The sequence below is a fragment of the Solimonas soli DSM 21787 genome, from assembly GCF_000474945.1.
In the GTDB taxonomy this organism is placed as follows: Bacteria; Pseudomonadota; Gammaproteobacteria; order Nevskiales; family Nevskiaceae; genus Solimonas; species Solimonas soli.
This window is the reverse complement of sequence record NZ_AXDW01000010.1, coordinates 193,699-216,288: the sequence shown is the minus strand read 5'-3', so window position 1 is coordinate 216,288 and position 22,590 is coordinate 193,699. Positions and strand designations below refer to the sequence as shown.

Annotated in this window: 20 protein-coding genes and 1 other RNA gene; 2 read left to right on the top strand and 19 right to left on the bottom strand. The window is 66.2% G+C overall.

What is annotated here, in order from left to right; all coding sequences use genetic code 11:
• Positions 1–214: 214 nt before the first annotated feature.
• The 13 genes from murB to rnpB all read right to left on the bottom strand — a co-directional run bounded on the left by murB (position 215) and on the right by rnpB (position 14,729).
• A complete protein-coding gene (gene murB / locus K344_RS0106850; RefSeq protein WP_043113964.1) occupies positions 215–1,129 on the bottom strand; it encodes a UDP-N-acetylmuramate dehydrogenase in 915 nt (304 codons plus the stop codon).
• Positions 1,126–2,562: a UDP-N-acetylmuramate--L-alanine ligase gene (gene murC / locus K344_RS0106845; protein ID WP_084197077.1), complete on the bottom strand. Its 1,437-nt coding sequence runs from the start codon at positions 2,560–2,562 to the stop codon at positions 1,126–1,128. The genes murB and murC overlap by 4 nt, the downstream gene beginning before the upstream one ends.
• Positions 2,559–3,629, bottom strand: a complete 1,071-nt coding sequence (murG, locus tag K344_RS0106840) for an undecaprenyldiphospho-muramoylpentapeptide beta-N-acetylglucosaminyltransferase (protein WP_028080046.1) — start codon at positions 3,627–3,629, stop codon at positions 2,559–2,561. Before murG ends, murC begins: the two co-directional genes overlap by 4 nt.
• Positions 3,626–4,801, bottom strand: a complete 1,176-nt coding sequence (gene ftsW, locus K344_RS0106835; protein ID WP_028080045.1) for a putative lipid II flippase FtsW — start codon at positions 4,799–4,801, stop codon at positions 3,626–3,628. The genes murG and ftsW overlap by 4 nt, the downstream gene beginning before the upstream one ends.
• On the bottom strand, positions 4,798–6,141 hold the full coding sequence (gene murD, locus K344_RS0106830; RefSeq protein ID WP_028080044.1) for a UDP-N-acetylmuramoyl-L-alanine--D-glutamate ligase: 1,344 nt from the start codon (positions 6,139–6,141) through the stop codon (positions 4,798–4,800). Before murD ends, ftsW begins: the two co-directional genes overlap by 4 nt.
• A gap of 28 nt (positions 6,142–6,169) precedes the next feature.
• Positions 6,170–7,255 carry a phospho-N-acetylmuramoyl-pentapeptide-transferase gene (gene mraY / locus K344_RS0106825; RefSeq protein ID WP_028080043.1) on the bottom strand — a complete coding sequence of 362 codons (1,086 nt, stop codon included), beginning with the start codon at positions 7,253–7,255 and terminating at the stop codon, positions 6,170–6,172.
• On the bottom strand, positions 7,255–8,616 hold the full coding sequence (locus K344_RS0106820; protein ID WP_043113962.1) for a UDP-N-acetylmuramoyl-tripeptide--D-alanyl-D-alanine ligase: 1,362 nt from the start codon (positions 8,614–8,616) through the stop codon (positions 7,255–7,257). The genes mraY and K344_RS0106820 overlap by 1 nt, the downstream gene beginning before the upstream one ends.
• A 184-nt stretch (positions 8,617–8,800) precedes the next feature.
• A complete protein-coding gene (locus K344_RS0106815) occupies positions 8,801–10,306 on the bottom strand; it encodes a UDP-N-acetylmuramoyl-L-alanyl-D-glutamate--2,6-diaminopimelate ligase (RefSeq protein WP_028080041.1) in 1,506 nt (501 codons plus the stop codon).
• Positions 10,303–12,132: a peptidoglycan D,D-transpeptidase FtsI family protein gene (locus K344_RS0106810; RefSeq protein ID WP_028080040.1), complete on the bottom strand. Its 1,830-nt coding sequence runs from the start codon at positions 12,130–12,132 to the stop codon at positions 10,303–10,305. Before K344_RS0106810 ends, K344_RS0106815 begins: the two co-directional genes overlap by 4 nt.
• Complete coding sequence (gene ftsL / locus K344_RS0106805; protein ID WP_245586139.1) at positions 12,129–12,473, bottom strand: cell division protein FtsL; 345 nt, start codon at positions 12,471–12,473, stop codon at positions 12,129–12,131. Before ftsL ends, K344_RS0106810 begins: the two co-directional genes overlap by 4 nt.
• Before the next feature lie 37 nt (positions 12,474–12,510).
• Positions 12,511–13,395: a 16S rRNA (cytosine(1402)-N(4))-methyltransferase RsmH gene (rsmH, locus tag K344_RS0106800; protein ID WP_028080038.1), complete on the bottom strand. Its 885-nt coding sequence runs from the start codon at positions 13,393–13,395 to the stop codon at positions 12,511–12,513.
• A gap of 60 nt (positions 13,396–13,455) precedes the next feature.
• Positions 13,456–13,986, bottom strand: coding sequence for a division/cell wall cluster transcriptional repressor MraZ (locus K344_RS20555; RefSeq protein WP_157622807.1), 531 nt, complete (start codon positions 13,984–13,986; stop codon positions 13,456–13,458).
• A gap of 300 nt (positions 13,987–14,286) precedes the next feature.
• Positions 14,287–14,729, bottom strand: an RNA gene (rnpB, locus tag K344_RS22905) — RNase P RNA component class A.
• Positions 14,730–14,749: 20 nt separating this feature from the next.
• Between rnpB and K344_RS22890 the strand changes: the two genes are divergently transcribed.
• Complete coding sequence (locus K344_RS22890) at positions 14,750–15,235, top strand: SRPBCC family protein (RefSeq protein WP_157622806.1); 486 nt, start codon at positions 14,750–14,752, stop codon at positions 15,233–15,235.
• Positions 15,229–16,050, top strand: coding sequence for an ABC transporter substrate-binding protein (locus tag K344_RS20545; RefSeq protein WP_245586138.1), 822 nt, complete (start codon positions 15,229–15,231; stop codon positions 16,048–16,050). Before K344_RS22890 ends, K344_RS20545 begins: the two co-directional genes overlap by 7 nt.
• Here the strand turns inward: K344_RS20545 and K344_RS0106780 are convergent.
• From K344_RS0106780 to K344_RS0106760, 6 genes are all read right to left on the bottom strand, one after another.
• A complete protein-coding gene (locus K344_RS0106780; protein WP_028080037.1) occupies positions 16,047–17,018 on the bottom strand; it encodes a DUF7064 domain-containing protein in 972 nt (323 codons plus the stop codon). The two genes, K344_RS20545 and K344_RS0106780, sit on opposite strands and share 4 nt — an antisense overlap.
• A gap of 141 nt (positions 17,019–17,159) precedes the next feature.
• Positions 17,160–18,131 carry a phosphotransferase family protein gene (locus K344_RS0106775; protein ID WP_157622805.1) on the bottom strand — a complete coding sequence of 324 codons (972 nt, stop codon included), beginning with the start codon at positions 18,129–18,131 and terminating at the stop codon, positions 17,160–17,162.
• Between the two features lie 28 nt (positions 18,132–18,159).
• Positions 18,160–18,972, bottom strand: a complete 813-nt coding sequence (locus tag K344_RS23885) for a hypothetical protein (RefSeq protein WP_157622804.1) — start codon at positions 18,970–18,972, stop codon at positions 18,160–18,162.
• A 91-nt stretch (positions 18,973–19,063) separates the two neighbouring features.
• Positions 19,064–19,318, bottom strand: a complete 255-nt coding sequence (locus K344_RS20540; RefSeq protein ID WP_157622803.1) for a hypothetical protein — start codon at positions 19,316–19,318, stop codon at positions 19,064–19,066.
• Between the two features lie 24 nt (positions 19,319–19,342).
• Entirely contained in the window at positions 19,343–19,906 is a 564-nt protein-coding gene (locus K344_RS23405; protein WP_028080035.1) for a cytochrome c oxidase subunit 3, read from the bottom strand.
• A gap of 65 nt (positions 19,907–19,971) precedes the next feature.
• Positions 19,972–22,557: a TonB-dependent receptor gene (locus K344_RS0106760; RefSeq protein WP_084197071.1), complete on the bottom strand. Its 2,586-nt coding sequence runs from the start codon at positions 22,555–22,557 to the stop codon at positions 19,972–19,974.
• Positions 22,558–22,590: the final 33 nt, after the last annotated feature.

Genomic DNA, 22,590 nt, shown 5'->3' with positions numbered 1-22,590 from the left:
GCGCGAAGTGCCACCGGCACTTCGCAAGCGCGGCCGCTCACCCAGCCGCCCGCCAGCACGGCGACCCGGCCGAAATCCTTGGGATCGTTGGTCTTCCTAGCCACGCGCGGCGCCTCCCGCAGCCTGGCGCAGCCATCCCTGGCGCGACGGCAGCTCCCCATTGATCCCCGGCCCGGCCATCCCTGGCCGGGCACGCGCTGGGAAGTGATGCCATTCATGGCATCACTCCTTTTTCCAGCGCGTCTCCGACGACGCGCACTTCCGGTTCGAGCCGGACGCCGGTCTTCGCAAAAACAGTGTCCTGGATGTGCGCGATCAGCTGTTCGACGTCGGCGGCGCGCGCGGTCTCGTCGGTGACGATGAAATTCGCGTGCAAGGTCGACACTTCGGCACCGCCGAGGCGATGGCCCTTGAGGCCGCAGCTCTCTATCAGGCGCGCGGCGTGATCGCCGGGTGGATTGCGGAAGGTGCTGCCGGCGGTCGGACGGCCGACCGGCTGCGTCGCCTTGCGCCGCGCCAGCCAGGCCTTCATGTCGGCCTCGGCCTTGCCGTCGGCGTCGGCCTCGAAGACGAAACGCGCGGCGACGAAGCCGACCATGTCGGCCGGCATTTCGACATGGCGGTAGGCATGGCGGAACGCGCTTTTCGGCAGCCAGGCCGTGCTGCCGTCGCGACGCATGATCTCGACTTCGCTGACGACGTCCCAGGTCTCGCCGCCGTGCGCACCGGCGTTCATCGCCAGCGCGCCGCCGACCGTGCCGGGAATGCCGGCGAAGAAGCCGGCGCCGGCAAGTTTCCTGCCGACGGCGAACTTGGCGAGCCGCGCGCAGTGCACGCCGGCCTCGGCGGTGATCGTCGCGCCGTCGGCGGCCAGCGCGTCGAGCGCGCCGTGCAGGCCGATCACCGTGCCGCGCAGGCCGCCGTCGCGCACCAGCAGATTGCTGCCAAGACCGATCCACAGGATCGGCTCCTGCGCCGGCAGGCTGCGCACGAAGGCCGACAAGGCTGCGCGCGACGCCGGCTCGAAGTAGCGGTCGGCCGGACCGCCGACGCGCCACGAGGTGTGCCGCGCCATCGGTTCATTGCGCAGTTCGACGTTCTGCGCGGCGCTCGTCACGGCGGCGGTCATGGCCGGCCTCCGGCGCCGTACTGCTGCACCAGCTGCGCCGGCAGGCCGCCGATGTCGCCGGCGCCCATGGTCAGCAGCAGATCGCCGTCGCGCAGCACGCGCATCAGCGCCTCCGGCAGCTCGGCGACGCCGCTCACGAACACCGGTTCGACCTTGCCGCGCGCGCGGATCGCGCGCGCCAGCGCACGACCGTCGGCGCCTTCGATCGGCGCCTCGCCGGCGGCATAGACCTCGGCGAGCAGCAGCGCGTCGGCCTGCGAGAGAATCGCCGCGAAGTCCTCGAACAGATCGCGCGTGCGCGAATAGCGGTGCGGCTGGAAGGCGACGACCAGGCGCCGCTGCGGGTGCGCGGCGCGCATCGCCTGGAAGGTCGCGGCGATCTCGCGCGGATGATGCCCGTAGTCGTCGACCAGCAGGGCGCGGCCGCCGTCGGCGAGCTTCAGCTCGCCGTGCGGTTCGCAGCGCCGGCCGACGCCGCCGAAGTGCGACAGCGCGCGCCGCGTCGCCTCGACCGACACGCCGAGTTCACGGCCGATGGCGATCGCGATCAGCGCGTTCTGCACGTTGTGCTGGCCCGGCAGGTTCAGATGGAATTCCTCGCGCCCGCCGTCGGGGAAGACGACCGTGAAATGCGCGCCGCTGCCCTCCGGCCGCACGTCGAACGCACGCAGGTCGGCGTCGTCGCGAAAGCCGTAGGTCAGCACCGGACGGCCGATGTCGTTGAGGATCTCGCGCACCACCGGATCGTCGATGCAGACGATCGCCAGGCCATAGAACGGCAGGCGATGCAGGAACTCGACGAAGGTGGCGCGCAGCTTCCTGAAGTCGTGCGCGTAGGTTTCGAGATGATCGGCGTCGATGTTCGTCACTGTCGCGATCATCGGCGACAGGTGCAGGAACGAGGCGTCGCTCTCGTCGGCCTCGGCGACGAGGTAATGGCCGAGGCCGAGCCGCGCGTTGGTATCGGCGGACTTCAGCTTGCCGCCGATCACGTAGGTCGGATCGAGCCCGCCTTCGGCGAGCACGCTGGCGACGAGGCTGGTCGTCGTCGTCTTGCCGTGCGTGCCGGCGATGGCGATGCCGTAGCGGAAGCGCATCAGCTCGGCGAGCATCTCGGCGCGGCGCACGACCGGAATGCGCTGCGCGTGCGCGTAGACGACTTCCGGATTGTCGGCCTTGACCGCCGTCGACACGACGATCGCGTCGGCGCCGTGCGCGTTCTCGGCCCTATGGCCGAGATGGATGGTCGCGCCGAGCTCGCGCAGGCGCCGCGTCGCGGCGCTGTCCTTGAGATCGGTGCCGCTGACCTGGTAGCCGAGATTGATCAGCACCTCGGCGATGCCGGCCATGCCGGAACCGCCGATGCCGAGCATGTGAATGCGGCGCACGCGGCGCATCGGCGCCATCATCAGGTTCTGCAGCACGGCGCTCATGGCTCGACCCCGGCGGCGGCGACACAGGCGTCGGCGATGACCCGCGCCGCACCGCTCCAGGAACGGCTACGCGCCGCTTCCGCCATCGCCGTCAGCCTGGCGCGGTCGGCGAGCAGTGTGCGCAGCGTGGCCGCGAGCACCTGCGGCGTCATCGCCGACTCCGGCAGCAGCACGGCGGCGCCGGCCTGCACGAGATACGCTGCGTTCTTGGTCTGATGGTCGTCGACCGCCGCCGGAAACGGCACCAGCACCGTCGCGTTGCCGGCGGCGCTCACCTCGGCGATGGTCGACGCGCCGGCGCGGCAGACGACCAGATCGGCCCAGGCGAAGGCCGCCGGCATGTCGTCGATGAACGGTGTGATTTCGGCCTCGACCCGCGCAGCGCGATACGCCGCCAGCGCGGCGTCGAGCGTGCGGCCGCCCTGATGGCGCACCTGCGGCCGCTCCTGCGGCGCCAGCAGTGCGAGCGCCTTCGGCACGTTCTCGTTCAGGGCGCGCGCGCCCTGCGAGCCGCCGATCACCAGCAGGCGCGGAGCGCCGCCGTGCGCGAGACGCCGGGCCGGCGGCGGCAGTTCGGCGAAACCGCCGCGCACCGGGTTGCCGACCGTGCGGCCGTTCGCAAAGGTGTCCGGAAACGCCTGCAGCGCGATGCGCGCGAGCTTGGCGAGCACGCGGTTGGTGAAGCCGGCGGCCGCATTCTGTTCGTGGATCACCAGCGGCAGACCGCCCAGCCAGGCGGCGAGGCCGCCCGGACCGGCCGCGAAGCCGCCCATGCCGAGCACCGCGTGCGGACGCTCGCGCCTGAGGATCGCGCGTGCATCGAGCACGGCGCGCGCGATCAGCAGCGGCGCCTGCAGCAGCTTGGCAATGCCCTTGCCGCGCAGGCCCGAGACGCGGATGAAATCGATGTTGAAGCCGCTCTGCGGCACGACGCGCGCCTCGAAACTCTGCGGCGCGCCCATCCAGCGCACTTCGTGGCCGCGGGCGCGCAGTTCCTGCGCCACCGCGAGCGCCGGATAGACGTGGCCGCCGGTGCCGCCGGCCATCACCATGAACTTGAGACTCATGGCTGGCGATCCTCCGCCGACGTGACGCCGAAGGCGGCCGCGCGATTCTCGTAGTCGACGCGCAGGATCAGGCCGAGCAGCGCGCAGACCGTCAGCAGCGAGGAGCCGCCGTAGCTGAGCAGCGGCAGGGTCAGGCCCTTGGTCGGCAGCAGGCCCATGTTGACCGCCATGTTGATCAGCGCCTGCAGGCCGAGCCAGCCGGTCAGGCCGTAGCACAGATAGGCCTGGAAACGGCGGCCGTCGAGCTCGGCGCGACGCGCGATCGCGAAGCCGCGCCAGACGACGATGCCGAACAGCGTGAGCAGCAGGCTGATGCCGAGCAGGCCGAACTCCTCGGCGAAGATCGCGAAGATGAAATCGGTGTGCATCTCCGGCAGGTACAGCAGCTTCTGCACGCTGTTGCCGAGGCCGACGCCGGTCCATTCGCCGCGGCCGACGGCGATCAGCGACTGCGCGAGCTGCCAGCCGGCATTCTCGACGTCGGCCCAGGGGTTCATGAAGTTGAGCAGGCGCTTGACGCGATACGGCGCGGCAATGGCGATCAGCACCAGGCCGCTGACCGCGAAGCCGAGGAAGGCGAGGTAATACAGAACGCGCGCGCCGCCGAGGAACAGCATGAGGAAGACGACGCCCATGAGGATCGCGGTGGCGCCGAAATCCGGTTCCATCATCAGCAGGAAGGTCGGGATCAGCACCGCGATCAGCGGCATCGCCAGCCCCTTGAAGCCGGCCTGCAGCGAGGCCTGCCGGCGTGTGATGTAGCTGGCGACATAGAGGATCAGGGCGAGGCGCGCCGGCTCCGAGGCCTGCAGGCGGAACAGGCCGAGGTCGATCCAGCGCCGTGCGCCGTTGACCTTGACGCCGACACCCGGCACCAGCACGAGCACCAGCAGGCCGATCGCGAACAGATACAGCCAGGTGCTGCTGCGCGCCCACTGCTGCATCGGCACGCAGTACAGCGTGAAGCCGATGCCGCCGCCCAGGGCAAGGAACACCAGCTGGCGCAGGAAGAAGTAATACGGCTCGCCGGTCAGCTTCTCGGCCTGCGCGACCGACGCCGAGGCGACCATGATCAGGCCCCAGATCAGCAAGGTCGCGATCGCGCCGCACAGCCAGGCGTCTAGCCCGTAGCGCGCCTGCGGAACACCCCAGCTGGCGGCGGCCGTGCTCATGCCGGCACCTCCGCCAGTCCGCGCACCGCGGCGCGGAACTGCTCGCCGCGATCGACGTAGCTCTTGAACTGATCGAAGCTCGCGCAGGCCGGCGACAGCAGCACGCGATCGCCCGTCTGCGCCAGCGTTTGCGCGCGGCGCAGCGCGCCGTGCAGGTCGGACTCGCGCCAGATCGGCAGCGCGCCGAACACGTCGCGCTCGATCAGCGCGGCATCTTCGCCGTACAGCACGGCGGCACGCCCCTTGCGCGCCAGCGCCTCGCGCAGTTCGACGAAGGACTGGCCCTTGCCCTGCCCGCCGCCGAGCCAGACGATCGGTGCCGGCAGCCCGTTCAAGGCCGCCAGCGTCGAGCCGACGTTGGTGCCTTTCGAGTCGTTGAAGTAGTCGACGCCGTTCACGCTGGCGACGAACTCGCAGCGGTGCGGCAGGCCGGCGAAGCTGCGCAGCGCCGCGACGCTGGCCGCGCGCGGAATGCCGGCGGCATCGGCGAGCGCCAGCGCGGCGAGCGCGTTGGCGGCGTTGTGCAGGCCGAAGATCTTCAGCGCCGACAGCGGCAGCACCGCTTCGGCGCCGCGCGCCAGCGTCGTGCCGGCGGCGCTCTCGAGCAGCCCGTAGTCGGCGCCGCGCGGCGCGTCGAGGCCGAAGCTCGTCGCGCCCGGCGGCGCGAGCCCCATCACCGCCGCATCGTCGCGATTGACGATCGCCGTGCGCGCGCCGCTGAAGATGCGGGCCTTGACGCGGCCGTAGTGCTCCATCGTGCCGTGACGGTCGAGATGGTCCTGCGACAGATTGAGGATCGTCGCGGCGATGCACTTCAGCGTGTGCGTGGTCTCCAGCTGGAAGCTGGACAGCTCGAGCACGTACAGCTCGGCGTCGTCGCGCAGCAGGTCGAGCGCCGGCGTGCCGAGATTGCCGCCGACACCGACGCGCAGCCCGGCCGCCTTCGCCATCTCGCCGACCAGCGTGGTCACCGTGCTCTTGCCGTTGCTGCCGGTGATGCCGACGACCGGCGCGTTCGCGGCGCGCGCGAACAGCTCGATGTCGCCGACGATCTCGACGCCGGCGGCGACAAGCGCCTGCACGAACGGCTCGTCGAGTGCCACGCCCGGCGAGACGACCGCCATCGCGTACTGCGCGAGCGGCGCCGGCGCGCCGAACGCGCCGAGATGGAATTCGGCGGCGGGATAACGCGCTCGCAGCTCGTCGATGCCTTTCGGCGCGGCGCGCGAATCGGTGACGACGAGCGTCGCGCCTTCGCGCGCCAGATACTGCAGCGCCGACACGCCGGACACGCCGAGGCCGACCACGAGCACGCGCTGCCCGTCGTACCGATTCCCCATGCCTGATGTCCGCGGCGCGGCGTTCATCTCAGCGCACCTTCAGTGACGCCAGACCGATCAGCACGAGAATCAGCGTGATGATCCAGAAACGCACGATGATCTTCGGCTCCGGCCAGCCCTTGAGCTCGTAGTGGTGATGCAGCGGCGCCATGCGGAAGATGCGCTTGCCGCCGCTGTACTTGAAGTAGCCGACCTGCAGCGCGACCGATACGGTCTCGGCGACGAAGATGCCGCCCATGATCGCCAGCACGATTTCCTGGCGCACCAGCACGGCGACCACGCCGAGCGCCGCGCCGAGCGCCAGCGCGCCGACGTCACCCATGAAAACCTGCGCCGGATAGGCGTTGAACCAGAGAAAGCCGAGGCCGGCGCCGGCGATCGCCGTGCAGAAGATCGCCAGCTCGCCGGCGCCGCTGATGAACGGAATGCCGAGATAGGTCGCGAACTTCGCGTTGCCGCTCGCGTAGGCGAAGATGGCGAGCGCCGAGGCGACCAGCACCGTCGGCATGATGGCGAGGCCGTCGAGGCCGTCGGTGAGGTTGACCGCGTTGCTCGAACCGACGACGACCAGGTACGTCCAGGGAATGAAGAAGATGCCGAGCGAGATCGACACGTTCTTGATGAACGGAAAGATCAGCGTGGTTTCGGCCGGCGACTTCGCCGTCCACCAGATCAGCGTCGCCACGCCGAAGCCGACCAGCGACAGCCAGAAGTACTTCTTGCGCGCCGGCAGGCCCTTCGGATCCTTGTACTTGATCTTGATGTAGTCGTCGGCGAAGCCGACCGCGCCGAAGGCCAGCGTGACGATCAGCGCGAACCACACGAAGCGGCTGCGCAGATCGGCCCACAGCAGCGTCGACACGGCGATCGCGCCGAGGATCAGCACGCCGCCCATGGTCGGCGTGCCGGTCTTCTTCAGGTGCGTCTGCGGCCCGTCGCTGCGCACCGGCTGGCCGAACTTGAAGCGATACAGGCGCTCGATGAGCCAGGGCCCGAAGGAGAAGCAGAACATCAGCGCGGTCAGCACGCCGAGCACGCTGCGCAGCGTCAGGTAGGTGAAGGCGTTGAAGCCGCTGACGTACTGCTTGAGGAATTCCGCGAGATGGTAGAGCACTAGTGAGTTCCCCCCGTCACGGCTTCGCCGGTGAGCGCGGCGACGACGCGTTCCATGCGCGCCGAGCGCGACCCCTTCACCAGCAGCGTGATGGTCTTGTCGAGTTGCGGCGCGAGCGCGGCCGCGAGTTGTTCGGTGTCGTCGTAGCGTTCGCCGCCGCTGCCGAAGGCGCGCGCCGCTTCGGCGGCGAGCGGCCCGACGGCAAACAGCCGCTCGATGCCGAGCTGGCGCGCGGCGGCGCCGGCCTCGGCGTGCAGCCGCGCGGTGTCCGCCCCGAGTTCGGCCATGTTGCCGAGCACCAGCCAGCGCCGGCCCGGCAGTTCGGCCAGCAACTCGAGGCCGGCGCGCAGCGAAGTCGGATTGGCGTTGTAGCTGTCGTCGAGCACGCGCGCGCCCTGCGCCGTGGTCTTCCAGCTGAGGCGGCCGGCGGCGCCCTCCATCTGCGCGAGGCCGATGGCGATCTGCGCCGGCTCGAGCCCCAGAGCGATGCCGCAGGCCGCGGCGGCGAGCGCGTTCATCACGTTGTGACGGCCCGGAATCGGCAACAGCACCTCGGCGCGGCCTTGCGGCGCGGCCAGGGTGAAGCGCGTGCCGGCGCCGGCCTGCGGCTCGACGTGCAGCGCGCGCACATCGACCCCGTCGCGCAGCCCGAAGCTGAGCACCGCGGCCCTGCCGGCGAGCTGCTGCCACAAGGGGAAGTACACGTCCTCGGCGTTGATCACGGCGACGCCCCGCTCGCCGAGACCGGCGAACAGCTCGCCCTTGCCGAGCGCCACGCCCTCGCGCGAGCCGAAACCCTCGAGATGCGCGTCGCCGGCCTGGGTGACGACGCCGACATTCGGCCGCGCGATCGAGGTCAGCAGGGCGATCTCGCCGCGATGGCTGGCGCCCATCTCGATCACCGCCGTGCGATGTTCGCCGCGCAGCTTCAGCAGGGTCAGCGGCACGCCGATGTGATTGTTGAGATTGCCCTCGGTGGCGAGCACCGCGCCGCGCGTGCGGAAGATCGCCGCCAGCATCTGCTTGGTCGTGGTCTTGCCGTTGCTGCCGGTGACGGCGACGACCGGGATGTCGAAGCGCTGCCGCCACAGCCGCGCCAGCTGCTGCAGGCCGGCCAGCGTGTCGCCGACCTTGAGCTGCGGGATGTCGGCATCGACGAACTCGGAGACCAGCGCGGCGACCGCGCCGGCGGCGCGGGCCTGCGCGACGAAGGCATGGCCGTCGAAGCGCTCGCCCTTCAGCGCGACGAACAGCGCGCCGTCGAGCTGCGCGCGGCTGTCGGTCGACACCCGCGCGAAGCGCCGATCGCCGCCGCGCAGCTCGGCGTCGAGCAGGGTCGCCAGCTCGGACAGCGCGAACATCACGAGCGCGCCTCCGAAGGTGCGACGCAGAATGAAAGTACAGCGCGGTCGGCGCGTTGCGCGCATTCCCGGCCTGCGCCCCGGACCACTGGCGTGGTCGCTCGCCGGCATGGACGGCCAAGCCCTGGCCGTCCAGGAAAGCCCGGCTCGCCCCACGCTCGCGCCGCGCGCTCACGGCACCGTGTCATGCGCGCACCTCGGCACCGACGAGATCGGCCACGAAGGCGCGATCGCTGAACGCACGCACCTCGCTGCCGTAGATCTGGTAGTCCTCGTGACCTTTGCCGGCGACGACCACGACATCGTCCGCCGCCGCCTCGGCAACCGCCGCGCGGATCGCCGCGGCGCGGTCATGGATGACCCGCGGCGCCTCGACCGGCTTCGCGGTGAGGCCGATGCCGGCGAGGATCTCGGCAACGATCGCCTGCGGCGATTCGCTGCGCGGATTGTCGTCGGTGACGATCACCCGGTCGGCCAGTTCGGTCGCCGCGGCGCCCATCAAGGGCCGCTTGCCGCGGTCGCGATCGCCGCCGCAGCCGAACACGACATGCAGCCGGCCCGGCGTGTGCGCACGCGCCGCCGCCAGCACCTGGCGCAGCGCTTCCGGCGTGTGCGCGTAGTCGACGACGACCAGCGGCCTCGCGCGCGGCCCACGGAATCCTTCGATGCGGCCCGGCACGGTGTGCGCCTGCGCGAGCGCGGCAACGGCATCGGCGAGCGGCAGCTCGTGCGCGAGCAGCGCGCCGAGCGCGGCGAGCAGGTTGTGCACGTTGAAGCGACCGAGCAGGCCGCTCTTCAGCGACGCGCGGCCCAGATGGCTGTCGATCGTGAAGGCGAGGCCGGCGACGCTCAGCTGCAGATCGCGCGCGATGAGGTAGGCGCCGCGCGGCGCGGCGCCTTCGATGCCGTAGCGAATGACCTGCAGACGCGGCTCGAGCGCATCGGCCCAGGCGGCGCCATGCGCGTCGTCGCGGTTCAGCACCGCGCTCGCCAGTTCCTCGCGCTCGAACAGGCGGCGCTTGGCGGCGGCGTAACGCTCGACCGTGCCGTGGTAATCGAGATGGTCGCGCGTGATGTTGGTCAGCACCGCGGTGCGGAAATGCACGCCGGCGACGCGGCCCTGATCGAGCGCGTGCGACGACACCTCCATCGCGCAGGCGCGCACGCCTTCGCCGCGCAGGCGCGCCAGCCACTGCTGCAGGGTGACCGGGTCCGGCGTCGTGTGCGTGTTCTTGTCGAGCTGGCCGACGCGGCCGATGCCGATCGTGCCGATGTAGGCGCAGGGATGCCGCAGCGCATCCAGGGCTTGGGCGATCAGGTACGCCGTCGAGGTCTTGCCATCGGTGCCGGTGACACCGACGCAGTACAGATGCTCGGACGGGCGGCCGTGGAAGCGCGCGGCGATCTCGCCGGCGCGGCGCGCGAGATCCGGCACGGCGATCTGCGGAATGCCGATGTCCGGCTCGCCGAAGCCGCTCGCCGGCTCCCAGGCGACGGCCGCCGCGCCGCGCCGCAGCGCCTGTTCGAGGTGCGCCAGGCCGTGCGTGCCGCCGGTGCCCTTGCAGGCGAGGAACAGATCGCCGGCGCCGATGCGGCGCGAATCGATCTCGACGCCGGTGACGTCGAAATCCGGCGCCGGCACGCCGTAGCCGGCGAGCAGGGTCTTCAGCGAACGTGGCGCGCCGCTCACAGGTGCGGCTCCGCGACTTTCACCAGCGCCGCGTGCTGGGTCGGCGCCGCCGGGCCCGGGGCGGGCAGCGCGACCGTCGTGCGTGACGCGGTCGGCGGCGCGAGATCGGGCGTGCCGGTGCCGTCCGGCGAGATCTGCAGCAGGCGCGCGGCGCCCTGCATCGCGCTCGCGAACACCGGCGCGGCGACCAGGCCGCCGTAGTAGGCACCTTCGCCCGGCTCGTCGATGACGACCAGGCCGACCAGCCGCGGCCGCTCGGCCGGCACCATGCCGACGAACAGGGCCTGATGGCGGTTCGGATCGTAGACGCCGGTATCGGACAGCTTGCGCGCGGTGCCGGTCTTGCCGGCGACCTTGTAGCCCTGGATCGCCGCGCGCGTCGCGCTGCCACCCGGCGCGACGACCGTCTCCAGCATGCGCCGTACTTCGCGCGCGGTGTTGGCCGAGATCGCGCGCTGCGGCGGCACCGGGCGCGCGTTCTTGATCAGCCGCAGCTGCGGCATCAGGCCGTCGTTGGCCAGCGCCGCGTAGGCGCGCACGAGATGCAGCGCCGTCACCGACCAGCCGTAGCCGTAGGACGCCGTCGCCGTGGCGATCTGGCCCCACTCGTTGTAGTGACGCAGCACCGACGAGGCTTCACCGGGAAAGCCGGTGTAGATCGGCTCGGCGATGCCGAAGCGCTGGAAGCCCGTCCACACCGCTTCCGGCCCGAGCGTGAGGCCGATCTTGGCGGCACCGACGTTGCTCGACTTGGCGAGGATCTTGGCGAGATCCATCACGCCGCCCGGATGCACGTCGCGCACGGTCAGCGCACCGACTTTCAAGGTGCCGGCGCCCGTGTCGACCACGCTGGTCGGCTGGAACAGGCCGAGTTCGAGCGCCTCCGAGATCAGCAGCGGCTTGGCCGTTGACCCCGGTTCGAAGGAATCGACGATGGCGCGGTTGCGCGTGCCCGGCGGCTTGCGCTCGCCCGGATTGTTCGGATTGAAGCCGGGCTGCGAAGCGACCGCGAGGATGTCGCCGGTCGCGCTGTCGGCGATGACGATGGTGCCGCCCTTGGCCTTGTGCTCGAGCACCGCGTTCTTCAGCTCGCGGTAGGCGAGATACTGGATGCGCAGGTCGATGGTCAGCTGCACGTCCTCGCCGGACTGCGCTTCCGTGTATTCGAGATTGTCCTCGACGATGTGACCGGCGCGGTCGCGGATCACGCGGCGCGACCCCTGCCTGCCGGCGAGGATCGACTCCTGCGCCTTCTCCATGCCTTCGAGTCCGGCACCGTCGCGGCCGCAGAAGCCGACGAGCTGGCCGGCGACTTCGCCGGCCGGGTAATAGCGTGCGTACGAAGGGTCGGAAAACACGCCCGGCGCGCCGAGCGCGAGCACGCGCTTGGCTTCGCCCGGCGACAGCGGATCGCTGATGTAGACGAACTTGCGCTCGGCGCGCGCCTCGAGGAACTTGCGGAATTCGGCGGGCTTGCGGCCGAGCAGCCTGGCCACCGCATCGACATGCTGCGGCGAATCGAGCAGCGCCTGCGGCACGGCCCACAGCGATTCGACCGGCGCCGAAAGGGCCAGCGGCTCACCGCGCCGGTCGACGATGGCGCCGCGGTGCGCGGGAATCGTCATCGTGCGGATCGAGCGCTTGTCGCCTTCGCGCGCGAGGAAGTCCTGATCGATGACCTGCAGCTGGAACGCACGGCCGAACACCACACCGGCGCCGAGCGCCAGCGCGCCGAGCACGAAGCCGCGGCGCCAGCCGGCGACCGGCTCGGCGGCCGGCGCGGCGACGCGCCGCCCGCCGGCAGGTCCGGCGTCGCGCGCGCTCACGGCTTGTCCTCGACGATCACGTAGTCGCGCGGCTCGGTCATGCCCAGCTGCTCGCGGGCGATGTGCTCGACGCGGTTGTTGCTGGCGAGCGTCGCTTCTTCAAGCTGCAGCTGCGCCCATTCCATGTCGAGACGATCGCGTTCCGTGCGCAGGCCCTCCAGCTCGGTGACGAGCTGACGGTTCTCGTGCTTGGTGCTGACCACGGCGAGCGCCGAGACGACGATCGCCACGACCAGCGCCAGCGGAATCATGAGCAGGCCGCGCTTCACGTCGACGCGACCGGCATGGCGGGGCCCAGGGCGCGGCACGAAGACCGCGACACCGGGGGCCAGCGACGCCACCGAAGAGCACCGCGCCGCGCCACGCGCGTCGTAGGCGTCATGGCAGGCGCTCCGCGATGCGCAGCACGGCGCTGCGCGCACGCGGGTTGTCTTCGGCCTCGGCCGCCGACGGAAACTGCTTGCCGTGCAGCTTCAGCGTCGGCGCATCCTTGCGCGCTTCATCGCGCAGATAACGCTTGACGATGCGGTCTTCGAGCGAGTGGAAGCTGATGACGACGAGGCGCCCGCCGGGCGCCAGCACGTCGACCGCCTGGCGCAGGCCTTCGCTCAGCACTTCGAGCTCGCGATTGATGTGGATTCGGATCGCCTGGAAGCTGCGCGTCGCCGGATGGATGTGCTTCGAGCGCGGACCCGGCACGGAGGCGATCAGGGCGGCGAGCTGCGCCGTCTTCATCAGCGGCGCCGCGCCGCGCGTCTCGACGATGCGACGCGCGATACGCCGGCTGTTGCGTTCCTCGCCGTACTGCCAGAGCACGTCGGCGATCTCTTCTTCCTTCGCCCGCGCCAGCCACGCCGCCGCCGAGTCGCCGGCCTGCGGATTCATGCGCATGTCGAGCGGGCCGTCCTTGCCGAACGAAAACCCGCGCGCCGCATCGTCGAGCTGCGGCGACGAGACCCCGAGGTCCATCAGCACACCGTCGACGCGGCCGGCGATGCCGGCCTGCGCCGCGACGCGCGCGAGTTCCGCGAAGTTGTGGTGATGGATCGTGAGGCGCGCATCGCCGGCATGGCGTTCGCGCGCATGCGCGACGGCCTGCGGATCCTGATCGAAGGCATGCAGGCGTCCCTGCGCGGACAACCGCCCGAGAATCGCCGCACTGTGGCCGCCGCGACCGAAGGTGGCGTCCACGTAAATACCGCCGTCGCGGACCGCAAGGCCGGCGACGGCTTCTTCGAGCATCACCGGACGATGCAGGTTCATGGCGGCGTCAGGCCCGCTCCGGTCGATGGAAGGGCCGAGGTCGAAAGGCATGGCCGGCGCTCACCGCTTCAGCGTCCGGAACGCATCGTGCGCGCTGTCGCCGAACAGCGCGGAGCCGCCGCCGAAGCGCGCCTCGTATTCGTCCGATGCCCACAGGTCGAAGCGGCGGATCTGGCCCATGAGCACGGCTGGCCCGTCGAGCTTGATGATCTTGCGCAAATGCGGGGGCACAAGGATGCGGCCCTGCTTGTCCATCTCGACATCGACGGCGAAGCCGATGGTGATGGCCTTGGCCTGCTCGGCATGCACGCGATCGGCCATGTTTTCGATGTCGTCGGCGAGGCGCACGAATTCCGGCATCGGATAGATCACGAGGCAGGCGGGTTCCGGACCCCGGGTGATCACGAGCTGTCCGCCGCACCGTTCGAGCAGGTGCTGACGAAAGCGGGCCGGCACGGCCAGCCGCCCTTTCTCGTCGATCGACAGATGATGTGACCCGGAAAACAACATGCGCGCCGCGGGGCGTCCCCCACTTTCTCCCACTTTCCACCACTTTCCGACGACTATATCCCACCACACCCCCGTGCGCAAGCGAGGTTTGGGCGAAAAATCACGTTGAAACAGCAGCTTAGAGTAAACAAGCCGACCCAATGAACAATCTGCTTTGTAAACATCTTCTTAGCAGAACAAGTTCATGTTAAAGACGGCATAGAGGCGCGATGCAGCGTGGTTTTTGTTCAGGAACGCTTCAGGCAGACCGGCACGACGGCTCGCTTCGTTTTTTCGAGCTCAAAAATATATTTCTGTTATATAGTTTTACTTATTATCACACTTCGAGCGCCCTACGGCAGCGCAGGAAGAACGTCTGCTCGTTCTGAAGTGGTGCGAAAAAATCGGAGTCGGCCTGTAAGCCGGGTTCTGTGCGGACGCTTGCGCGTTCCGGCAATCATTCCTCTAGGCGACGCATCGCTGCGCCGCTCGAGCAACCTACCCGGAAGGCACGTGGGCCACGTGTCCGACGTTGCCGCCGGTCCTTCCCTATTTGGTCTTGCTCCAGGTGGGGTTTGCCGTGCCGGTCCGTTGCCGGACTCGCGGTGCGCTCTTACCGCACCGTTTCACCCTTGCCACGCCCTTCACGCGGCCTTGCGGCTTGTAGGAGGCACTTCGCCGCCCCGCGGGCGACAGGTGCTCCCACTGCATGAAGGCGTTCGGCGGTTTGCTCTCTGTTGCACTTTCCGTCGGCTCGCGCCGCCCAGGCGTTACCTGGCACCTTGCCCTGTGGAGCCCGGACTTTCCTCCCCCGCTTGCGCGGCAGCGATTGCCCGGCCGACTCCGGCCCGCATTATCGGCTCTTTTGCCGGCCGCCGCTGCTAGAGTCAGCGTCCCGCCTTCTCCGTCCAAGCCCATGCCTGCGCACGAACTCCGCTTCAATGAAACGATCGCCGCGCCCGTCACCGCGGTTTTCGAATTTCTCTCCATACACGAGAACTTCGCCGCGCTGTTCGGCAGCCGTTGCCTGCGAATCCGCGCCGGCGACGATCCGTCCGAACCGAATGGTCTGGGCTCGATTCGCCGCATCGGCCCGGGCTCGCTGTCCTTCGACGAGAAGATCGTCGGCTTCGAGCGTCCGACGCGCCTCGCATACACGATCGTGCGCGGCGGCCCGCTGAAGAATCATCTCGGCACGATTCACCTCAAGGAAACCGGCCGGGGCACCGAGCTCGACTACCTGATCCGCTTCGATGGCAAGTTCCCGGGCGCCGCGGCGCTCGTGCAACGCGCCCTCGGGCTCGCGTGGCGGCGCAGTGCGCGCAAGGCGTTCGCGCGGATCGAATGCTGAAACGCAATGTCATGCGCGTCGTCTCGCATACCTGCTCGAACACCGAGATCGTCTGCGCGCTCGGCCTGCAAGACGCGCTCGTCGCGGTCGACAGCGATTCGGATTTTCCGCCCGGTGTCGTCGGTCGCCTGCCGCAGCTCGGCCGCGATCTGCAGCTGGACGTCGACGCCGCCCTCGCCCTGCGTCCGGATCTCGTGCTCAGCTCGCTGACCGTGCCGGGACACGAACGCATCGTCGCGGCATTTGAAGCGTCCGGCGTGCCGCTGGTCGTCTGCAATCCGCAGAATCTCGACGATGTGTTCGATGACATCCGCCGCATCGCCGCCGCACTCGGCGTCGCCGCGCGAGGCGAGCAGCTGGTTGGCGACATGCAGGCGCAGATGCCGGTATGTACGCCACGCGAGGATGCGCCGCGCGTGCTCGTCGAGTGGTGGCCGAAACCCGTCATCGGCGCCGCGCGGCGCTCATGGGTGCACGATCTGATCGAACGTGCCGGCGGCCGCAACGCGCTCGCGGAGTGCGACACGCAAACGCACACGCTGGTCGCCGATCAGGCGCCCGACACCGGCATCGACGTGCTGGCCATGAGCTGGTGCGGCGTGAAGGTCGACAAGTATCGCGCCGACGTGGTGCTGAAGCGCGAAGGCTGGCAGGCCGTCAACGCGATCCGTGAGCGCCGCATCGTCGCCATCAGCGAGGAATTTCTCGGCCGCCCGGGGCCGCGGCTCGTCGAGGGCTATCGGCAGCTGCGTATGGCGATCGAAGGCAGAAGCTTTGCCTCACATGATTCGAGTCGTGGGCAGCCGGATGACTAAAGTCCCTGCCTTGCGCACCAAATACCCGCCGGATCGAGTTGGTACGCCTTGTTCATCGATGGCAGCAGATTTTCCGGAGCGGATGACTCGAGGAGGCCACGACCGATGCGACCGCCAAACTCAAACTCCGCAAGAGCATGCGTATAGGCTTTTCCCCCCAAGAACGGCTGGCTGCTGCTTGGTCCCAAGCTCCGTCCACTTAACCGGAAGCCCCTTCCATCTTCGTCGAAGAAACGGGCGTCGCAAGCCGCGGGCGTGAACCAGTCGTCCCGCATCGTCATGTTGATGTCGAAGTCGTTGGTCAGCATGCGGAGCTTCCCATCGAATGCGACGTAACCTGCCATGAAACGGCCAACGTCGGTGAGCAGCGGCAAGGCCATGAAAAAGCATTCTGGATCGACTATCGCCAGAATCCACCGCGATCCAGGCACGTGCGTCTTTCTCGCACCCCAGGAATGATCCATGAAGCCATCGCCATTGATGCTGAACTCCACTCCCTTGTACATAGCTTTGCCAGTGGCACGGCCGATGCAGTTGTAGTGCCCGGCAGCGACCGTCGCGCCACCGACGTTGAAGCCCATTTGTATCGGAATCGTGAAGGCTTCCCATATGACGTCCAGTTCGAACTCGGGCTGGACGACTTGGATACGGTACTTCTTGTATGGTTCGAGCGTCGCGAACGTGACATCCGAGAGTGCGCAGTCGTTGACGTCTCCTTCAGGGAGCTTCAGTCCTTCGATGAAACGCTTGTCCACCATCTTCCCGTTGATCTGTGTCCAAGTGTAAAGATGAGCAGATTGGTGGACGGGATGTATGCCGATCCGGTACTGCCCGCCAATACCAGAGCGTGGATCTGAAAAGTTGAACAGCGCGCTTTCCTGAAACCATTCCCCCCCGTCGGGCGGGTGATTGCCATGATGCTCCATGCCGATTGCGGGGGGCTGGCTTCTGGTGATGTCGAGTGCCATGTCGATTGTCCTGCCTGATTCGTGATTGATGGGAAATACAAGTCAGTCCGCCGTATAGACCGGCAATCCGTTCTCCACCCCAGGGGCTTCGGTTATCCGGTTCGCACGGATATGACTCCGTTCGCCGCGATGTGTGGCTGTTTATCGCAAGGGAGGAATACTTGCGCCGACATCGGCGCCGTTCCGCTCCTGAAGCGCCAAGCCCAAGAGGCCCACCACGATGTCGGCCATTTCGAGGTCTCGGTCTGGATTGCGAACCTGGATCATGCGGGCCGCGATCGAAGTACGGATCAGGACGGCGACACGGAAGTACGCTACTTTGCCGGCATCGAACGGACGGCCCGAATAAATCGAGTATTCGTCATACCAGTCGCCTAAATCCGCATCCTGACGAAGAACTTTCTTGCGAAACCAGAGCCATGCCAGATCGTCCGCGGGATCGCCGAGATGGGCCATCTCCCAATCGATAAACCCCGTCACCCCACCATTCTCGTGCATGAAGTTGCCAGGACCGGCGTCACCGTGCAGCAGAGAAGGAGACTCCAGATTTTGCGGGACGTTGTCCTTCATCCATACGAAGGCAGCTTCGATCGTGGCATCCCTTGGACAGAAGCGCTCATATATCTGGCAAAAATCTTCCATGTCACTCAATATCGCCTGCCGGGAATCCGGAGCCCCCGAAAACGGCAGCGGGAACGCAGATACACTGGCAGCGTGCAGAGCGGAAAGATTCTTCAGGTAGCTCGCGCGCACCGAACGCTCCTCTGCCGCGTCGCGAAAATGCGACGCGGCACTGCCGCGGAGGCGTTCCATGAGGAAGCAGGATTCATCGTCCGATACCGCCAGAATTCGCGGGACAGGAACCCCGGCACGCGCGGCTGTGCGCATGACTTCGGCCTCGCGGCGCAAGCCGAACGGCGTGTCGTAGAACGGCCCGCGCCCACTTTCCTGCTTGATCAGCGCGTCCAACGCAGTGCCGTCGCGCAGTGTACCGGTAACCAACAGGATCGCCCGCGACATGCCCGGCTCGGCCAGCGGCACGATACTGATATTCGTTGCGCCCGTCACTTCGGCGACCCAGTTTGCAGCGCTGTTGTTGTCTGTCGATGACACGTTTCTTCCTTAGTGTTTCGCTTGATCTTCATGCGCCGCCGCTGGGCGGCTCCGCGCTCCCACAGACATGACATCCTTCAAACTCGCGAGTCAGCAGGTGGATACAGAAGGAAATGATCAGTACGGAATTTATGGCCGTCATGATTCCACTCGCCTGTACAGCGACTGGATTGGATGCATAGCTGCTGTTGGCAACCAGGTAAAAAGGAAATCCAGAGCCAATGTGTCCCATATATGCAGCTATGGGAGACATGGGCAGGAAGCAGAGCTGACGCCAGCCCACAAGAATTGACCTTGCCATGAGTAAAACGGTCGCCGCGAAAAAGACGCAGCTGACGTTCATCAAGACCCAGCATATTGGCAACGACCCCTTGAAGAACCAAAGTGATTGCGTACCAAAATAAATCCATAGTCCAGATTGGACGACCGGAATTTCCATCGCGAAGGCACCGATCGCGACGAAACCAGCGGCCGTCCATAGTCGACGACGAGTCAGGACATTGATTGACGCTGCGTGTAGTGCCGCCAGATAAGCGATGCCGAAATAGAAAGAGTAGACAAAAGCAAGATAGACCGGGATTGAGGTGCCATAGGAATTGTATAGCTCTGTCTGCCCGACACGGGGATGCCATACGTGACCCAGATGTGCCACAGTGGCTTCGACAACGACCGTCACCAGCCCTGCCGGTAGAACCAGCAAGGGAAGGCACGACCGCATACGCTTGGCGAGAATAGCTCCGTAGATCAGACATCCGGCATTCATCAGCGCGCTGAACACGATGAACGCCAGCTCAAAATCAGGGACCAGAGCGCCAAAAGGAGCTACTTGATCTGATGACATCTTGTTCTCCTGGAGACTTTTCAGCGGCCAGTTCTACGAGACTGTTGCGTGCCCATCTGGCAGGTATTCCTCAAACGTCTATTCTCAGGAATCAATGCCCCAGGTCCGGATATGAAAACAGAATGCTCAGTAATGTCGCCGTAAGCACGATCCAGGCGCAGCCGATGCCCTTGATGATCGCCGGCGCGTTGCGAACTTCCATGAATTCCCACATGAGCAGAGCGCTTTTCGCAAAACCGATCAAGATGAGCGAAATCCCTATAACGAATCGGTCTTCGACTCCCACGAAGCCCAGGCTCGTCGAGAAAAAGCCCGCAGTGATGAGAATGAACCAGGCGATCAGCATCCCTTTTGTAAACATGGCCGTTAGTTATCGGAGCAGATAAAAGAGGGTGAAAAGAATGATCCAGAGCAAGTCGACCAAATGCCAAAATAGCGCGGCGATCTCCGTGATCTTCAAGGCCGCTCCGCGCTGCAGCGCGCGATACACGGAAATCAGCAGCGCCAAACCTATCAAGACGTGGGCAAGATGGATTCCGGTAAAAACGTAATACGTCATGAAGAAGGGATTGGCGTTCAGAGTTATGCCCCGCTCGATCTTCGATCCCCATTCGAAGTACTTGACTGCGACGAAAAGCAGACCCAGGCCGATCGTGACAAGCACCAGACGCGACGCCCGCCTTTCCTCGCCGTTCTTCACCGCATGTACGGCGCCTGCGGCTGTCAACGAGCTCGTGATCAGGATCACGGTGTTCAGTAGCCCGACGAGCTGGTTCTGCAACAGGATCGATTCGGAATACGAGGAAGGATCGAATATCCGGTACACAAGCGCCACAGAGAAAAAAACCGTGAACGCCATCAACTCGGCGAATACGACGAACCAGATTCCGGATTCTCCGGGAATTCGAACGGCATTGTTTCTCGCTGCATCCACATCTTTCTCCTGTTCGGTTGCGCTGTTGCGCGATTTCGGGGGAAAGCATTGATCCCGCTCGATGCTCAGTAATCCCAGTGCAGCGTCACACCGTAGGACGAAAGGCGGGCGGGAAATGCGTCCGCGCCAAAATCGTTGATGAAGATTCCGTTCATGTAGCGCTCGTTGAGAATGTTTCGACCGAATCCCGTAATGCGGACATTCCAGGGTTGGTACAGGTAGCTGATCGTGAAGCCGAGCGTGTCATAAGCAGCCACATGCGACGTTGCCGTGTTCTGCGCGTGGAAATAAAAGCCGCTGTTGTAGTACCAATCGATACCGAACTCGAGCGATCCGCTGGACAATTGAATGGTCTGGTTCAATCCCGCGTTCGCGGTGAACGTGGGGGTCTGGACGACACGGTTTCCGGTCAAGTCGTAGTCGTTGGAATACAGGCCGGTGGTCGGCGAAAAGCCCGAGGCGTTCGGATAGCTCTCGTACTTCGAATTCAGGTAGCACATGCTCAATGTCAGGACCAGGCCGTCGTTCGTCAGTGCTGGCAGGATCGAGGACACCATGCTCAGATCCGCGCCGACGGTGCGCAGCTCGGGGACATTCTCGAAATGGACGGCCCCACCGGATTGCAGCGAGACCACCTGGGATTGCGCGTTCGTTTCGCGGTAGTGAAAGACGGCGCCATCGACGCTGGCAAGGCCATCGAAAAGAACCGTCTTGAGGCCCAGCTCGTAAGCCGCGATCTTGCTGCCCAGCGCGAGGGATGGACTATTCAGCAGGCTGACGACGTTGAAGGTATCGCCGATGGAAGCCGTCTGATAGCTGAGATACAGAAGCGGATCGCGTCCGAGCCAGCCATCGCCGGGACGAAAATCGAGTGTGATCTTGGGATCGAAGCGGTAAGTCTTGCTGCGATACTCGGCATCGTCGGTCTTGTTCAGGACGATACCCCGGTACGGTGACGCATCGCAGCCGCTGTAGTTGAGCAGAGTCACGAGGGTTTCGTCGCTCAAGTAGGCACCCTGATACGCGTAGTCGATGCACTTCTTGTCCTCGGTGTAGCGACCGCCCAGCGTCAACGAGCCCCAGTCGTAAGGCTTGAAGGTCACTTGGCCATAACCTGCGATCGATCTGGCCTTCAGCGCACCGCCCAGCGCTAGCTGCACGCCCGGGGGAAGTAGGCCGCCCACGCCGGGAATCTGAATGAGCTGTTTGTAGAAATCGGAGAGGCCGGGCACGGCGATGCCTGCGATTCGGCCCTCGTTCAGATTGGTCGCGAGCGCGGAGATGACCGCGTGCTCGAGGCCCGACTGTTGCTCGTAGGCGTAGATGCCCGCGATGTACTGCAACCAGTCAGGCGCGCTGTCGTTCGATAGGAAGCGCAGTTCGGCCGAACGGCCGCTCGAAAAGATCGGCCCGTCATTGTGCATGTAGTATTCCGCGATCGGTATCGGCGAGGCATCGAAGTCGTAGCGGACCATGGACTTGATCTTCTGGTCGCTGCCCAGAAACTGTATGTCCGTCCAGTCGGTGTGCAAGGTGAGGTCGCCAAAGTAAGTCCTGCCCTTGCTCCAGCTGGCTGGAGATGTATCGACTTGTCCCTTTCCGTACGGATCCTGTGCTTTGATCGCCGCCCCCAGCAGCGGGGAGGGCGCGAAGTTGACCGCAAACGTCCTTTGCGGATCATTCGAATAGAAATTGGAAGCGTTGAGCCTGAGCTTGAACCAGTCGGTCGGATTCCAGAGCGTCTTGATCCGAAAGGAATCGGCACGGCCTGCCTCCAGCGGATGGCGAGTGTTGACGGGGCCGACCCAGTCTTCGAAGTTGGGGTCGTTCTGCCGATAGAGCCCGGACACGCTGACGGCGAGCGAATCCATGACAGGGATGCTCACGTAGCCCGACGCGTCCAGAGCGTAACGGCCGGGGTCGATTCCGACGAAGCTCTCGTAGCTCACATCTGCAGAAGCCTTGACGGACTCCAGAGAGGGATCCAGCGTCGTGACGGCGATGACGCCACCCAAGGCGTTGCGTCCGAACAGCGTTCCTTGTGGTCCTTTGTCTATCTCGACCTTCTCGACCATGCCGAAGTTCTCGAACTGCGTCGTGGCGGCTGGGAAGTAAACGCCGTCGATGTAAGTCACCACGACCGGATCGGCCAGAAGAAAGGCGTCCGTGCCTACGCCGCGGATATACGCAGAAGCGAAGCTGACGGCGCCGCTGAAAGTCAGTCCCGGCGTGATTTTCGGCAAGTCCTGCTGGGTCGACACGCCTTTGGCGCTGAGGAAATCCGCGCTGAAGGCCGCGATGGAGATGGGCACATCCTTGAGGCGCTCTTCCCGCTTCTGCGCCGTGACAATGATCTCTTCGATCAGACGACTTTGTCCATTATTCCCTCGAGAGGCTTCTGTCGCGGATCCGTCGTCTTCCGATGAGGGCACCGGTATCGTGGGCAGCGGCCCAGCACCGGCCGCCTCGCTGCCGTCTTCCGCGCCGCGATCCTCGGCCACCTGCATCGTGCCTGCGTTCATCGGAGGAAATTGTTCCTGCTCCGGAACGGGCGCCTCGGAAGCAGGCCCGTTCTCCGCGCGAGCCGTCCAGGCGCCGACGCTCCATATACATACCGCGGACATTGCGATTTTCTTGATCCAAATACGCATTTTTCTCCTCCCATATCGCAACAACGTAATTCT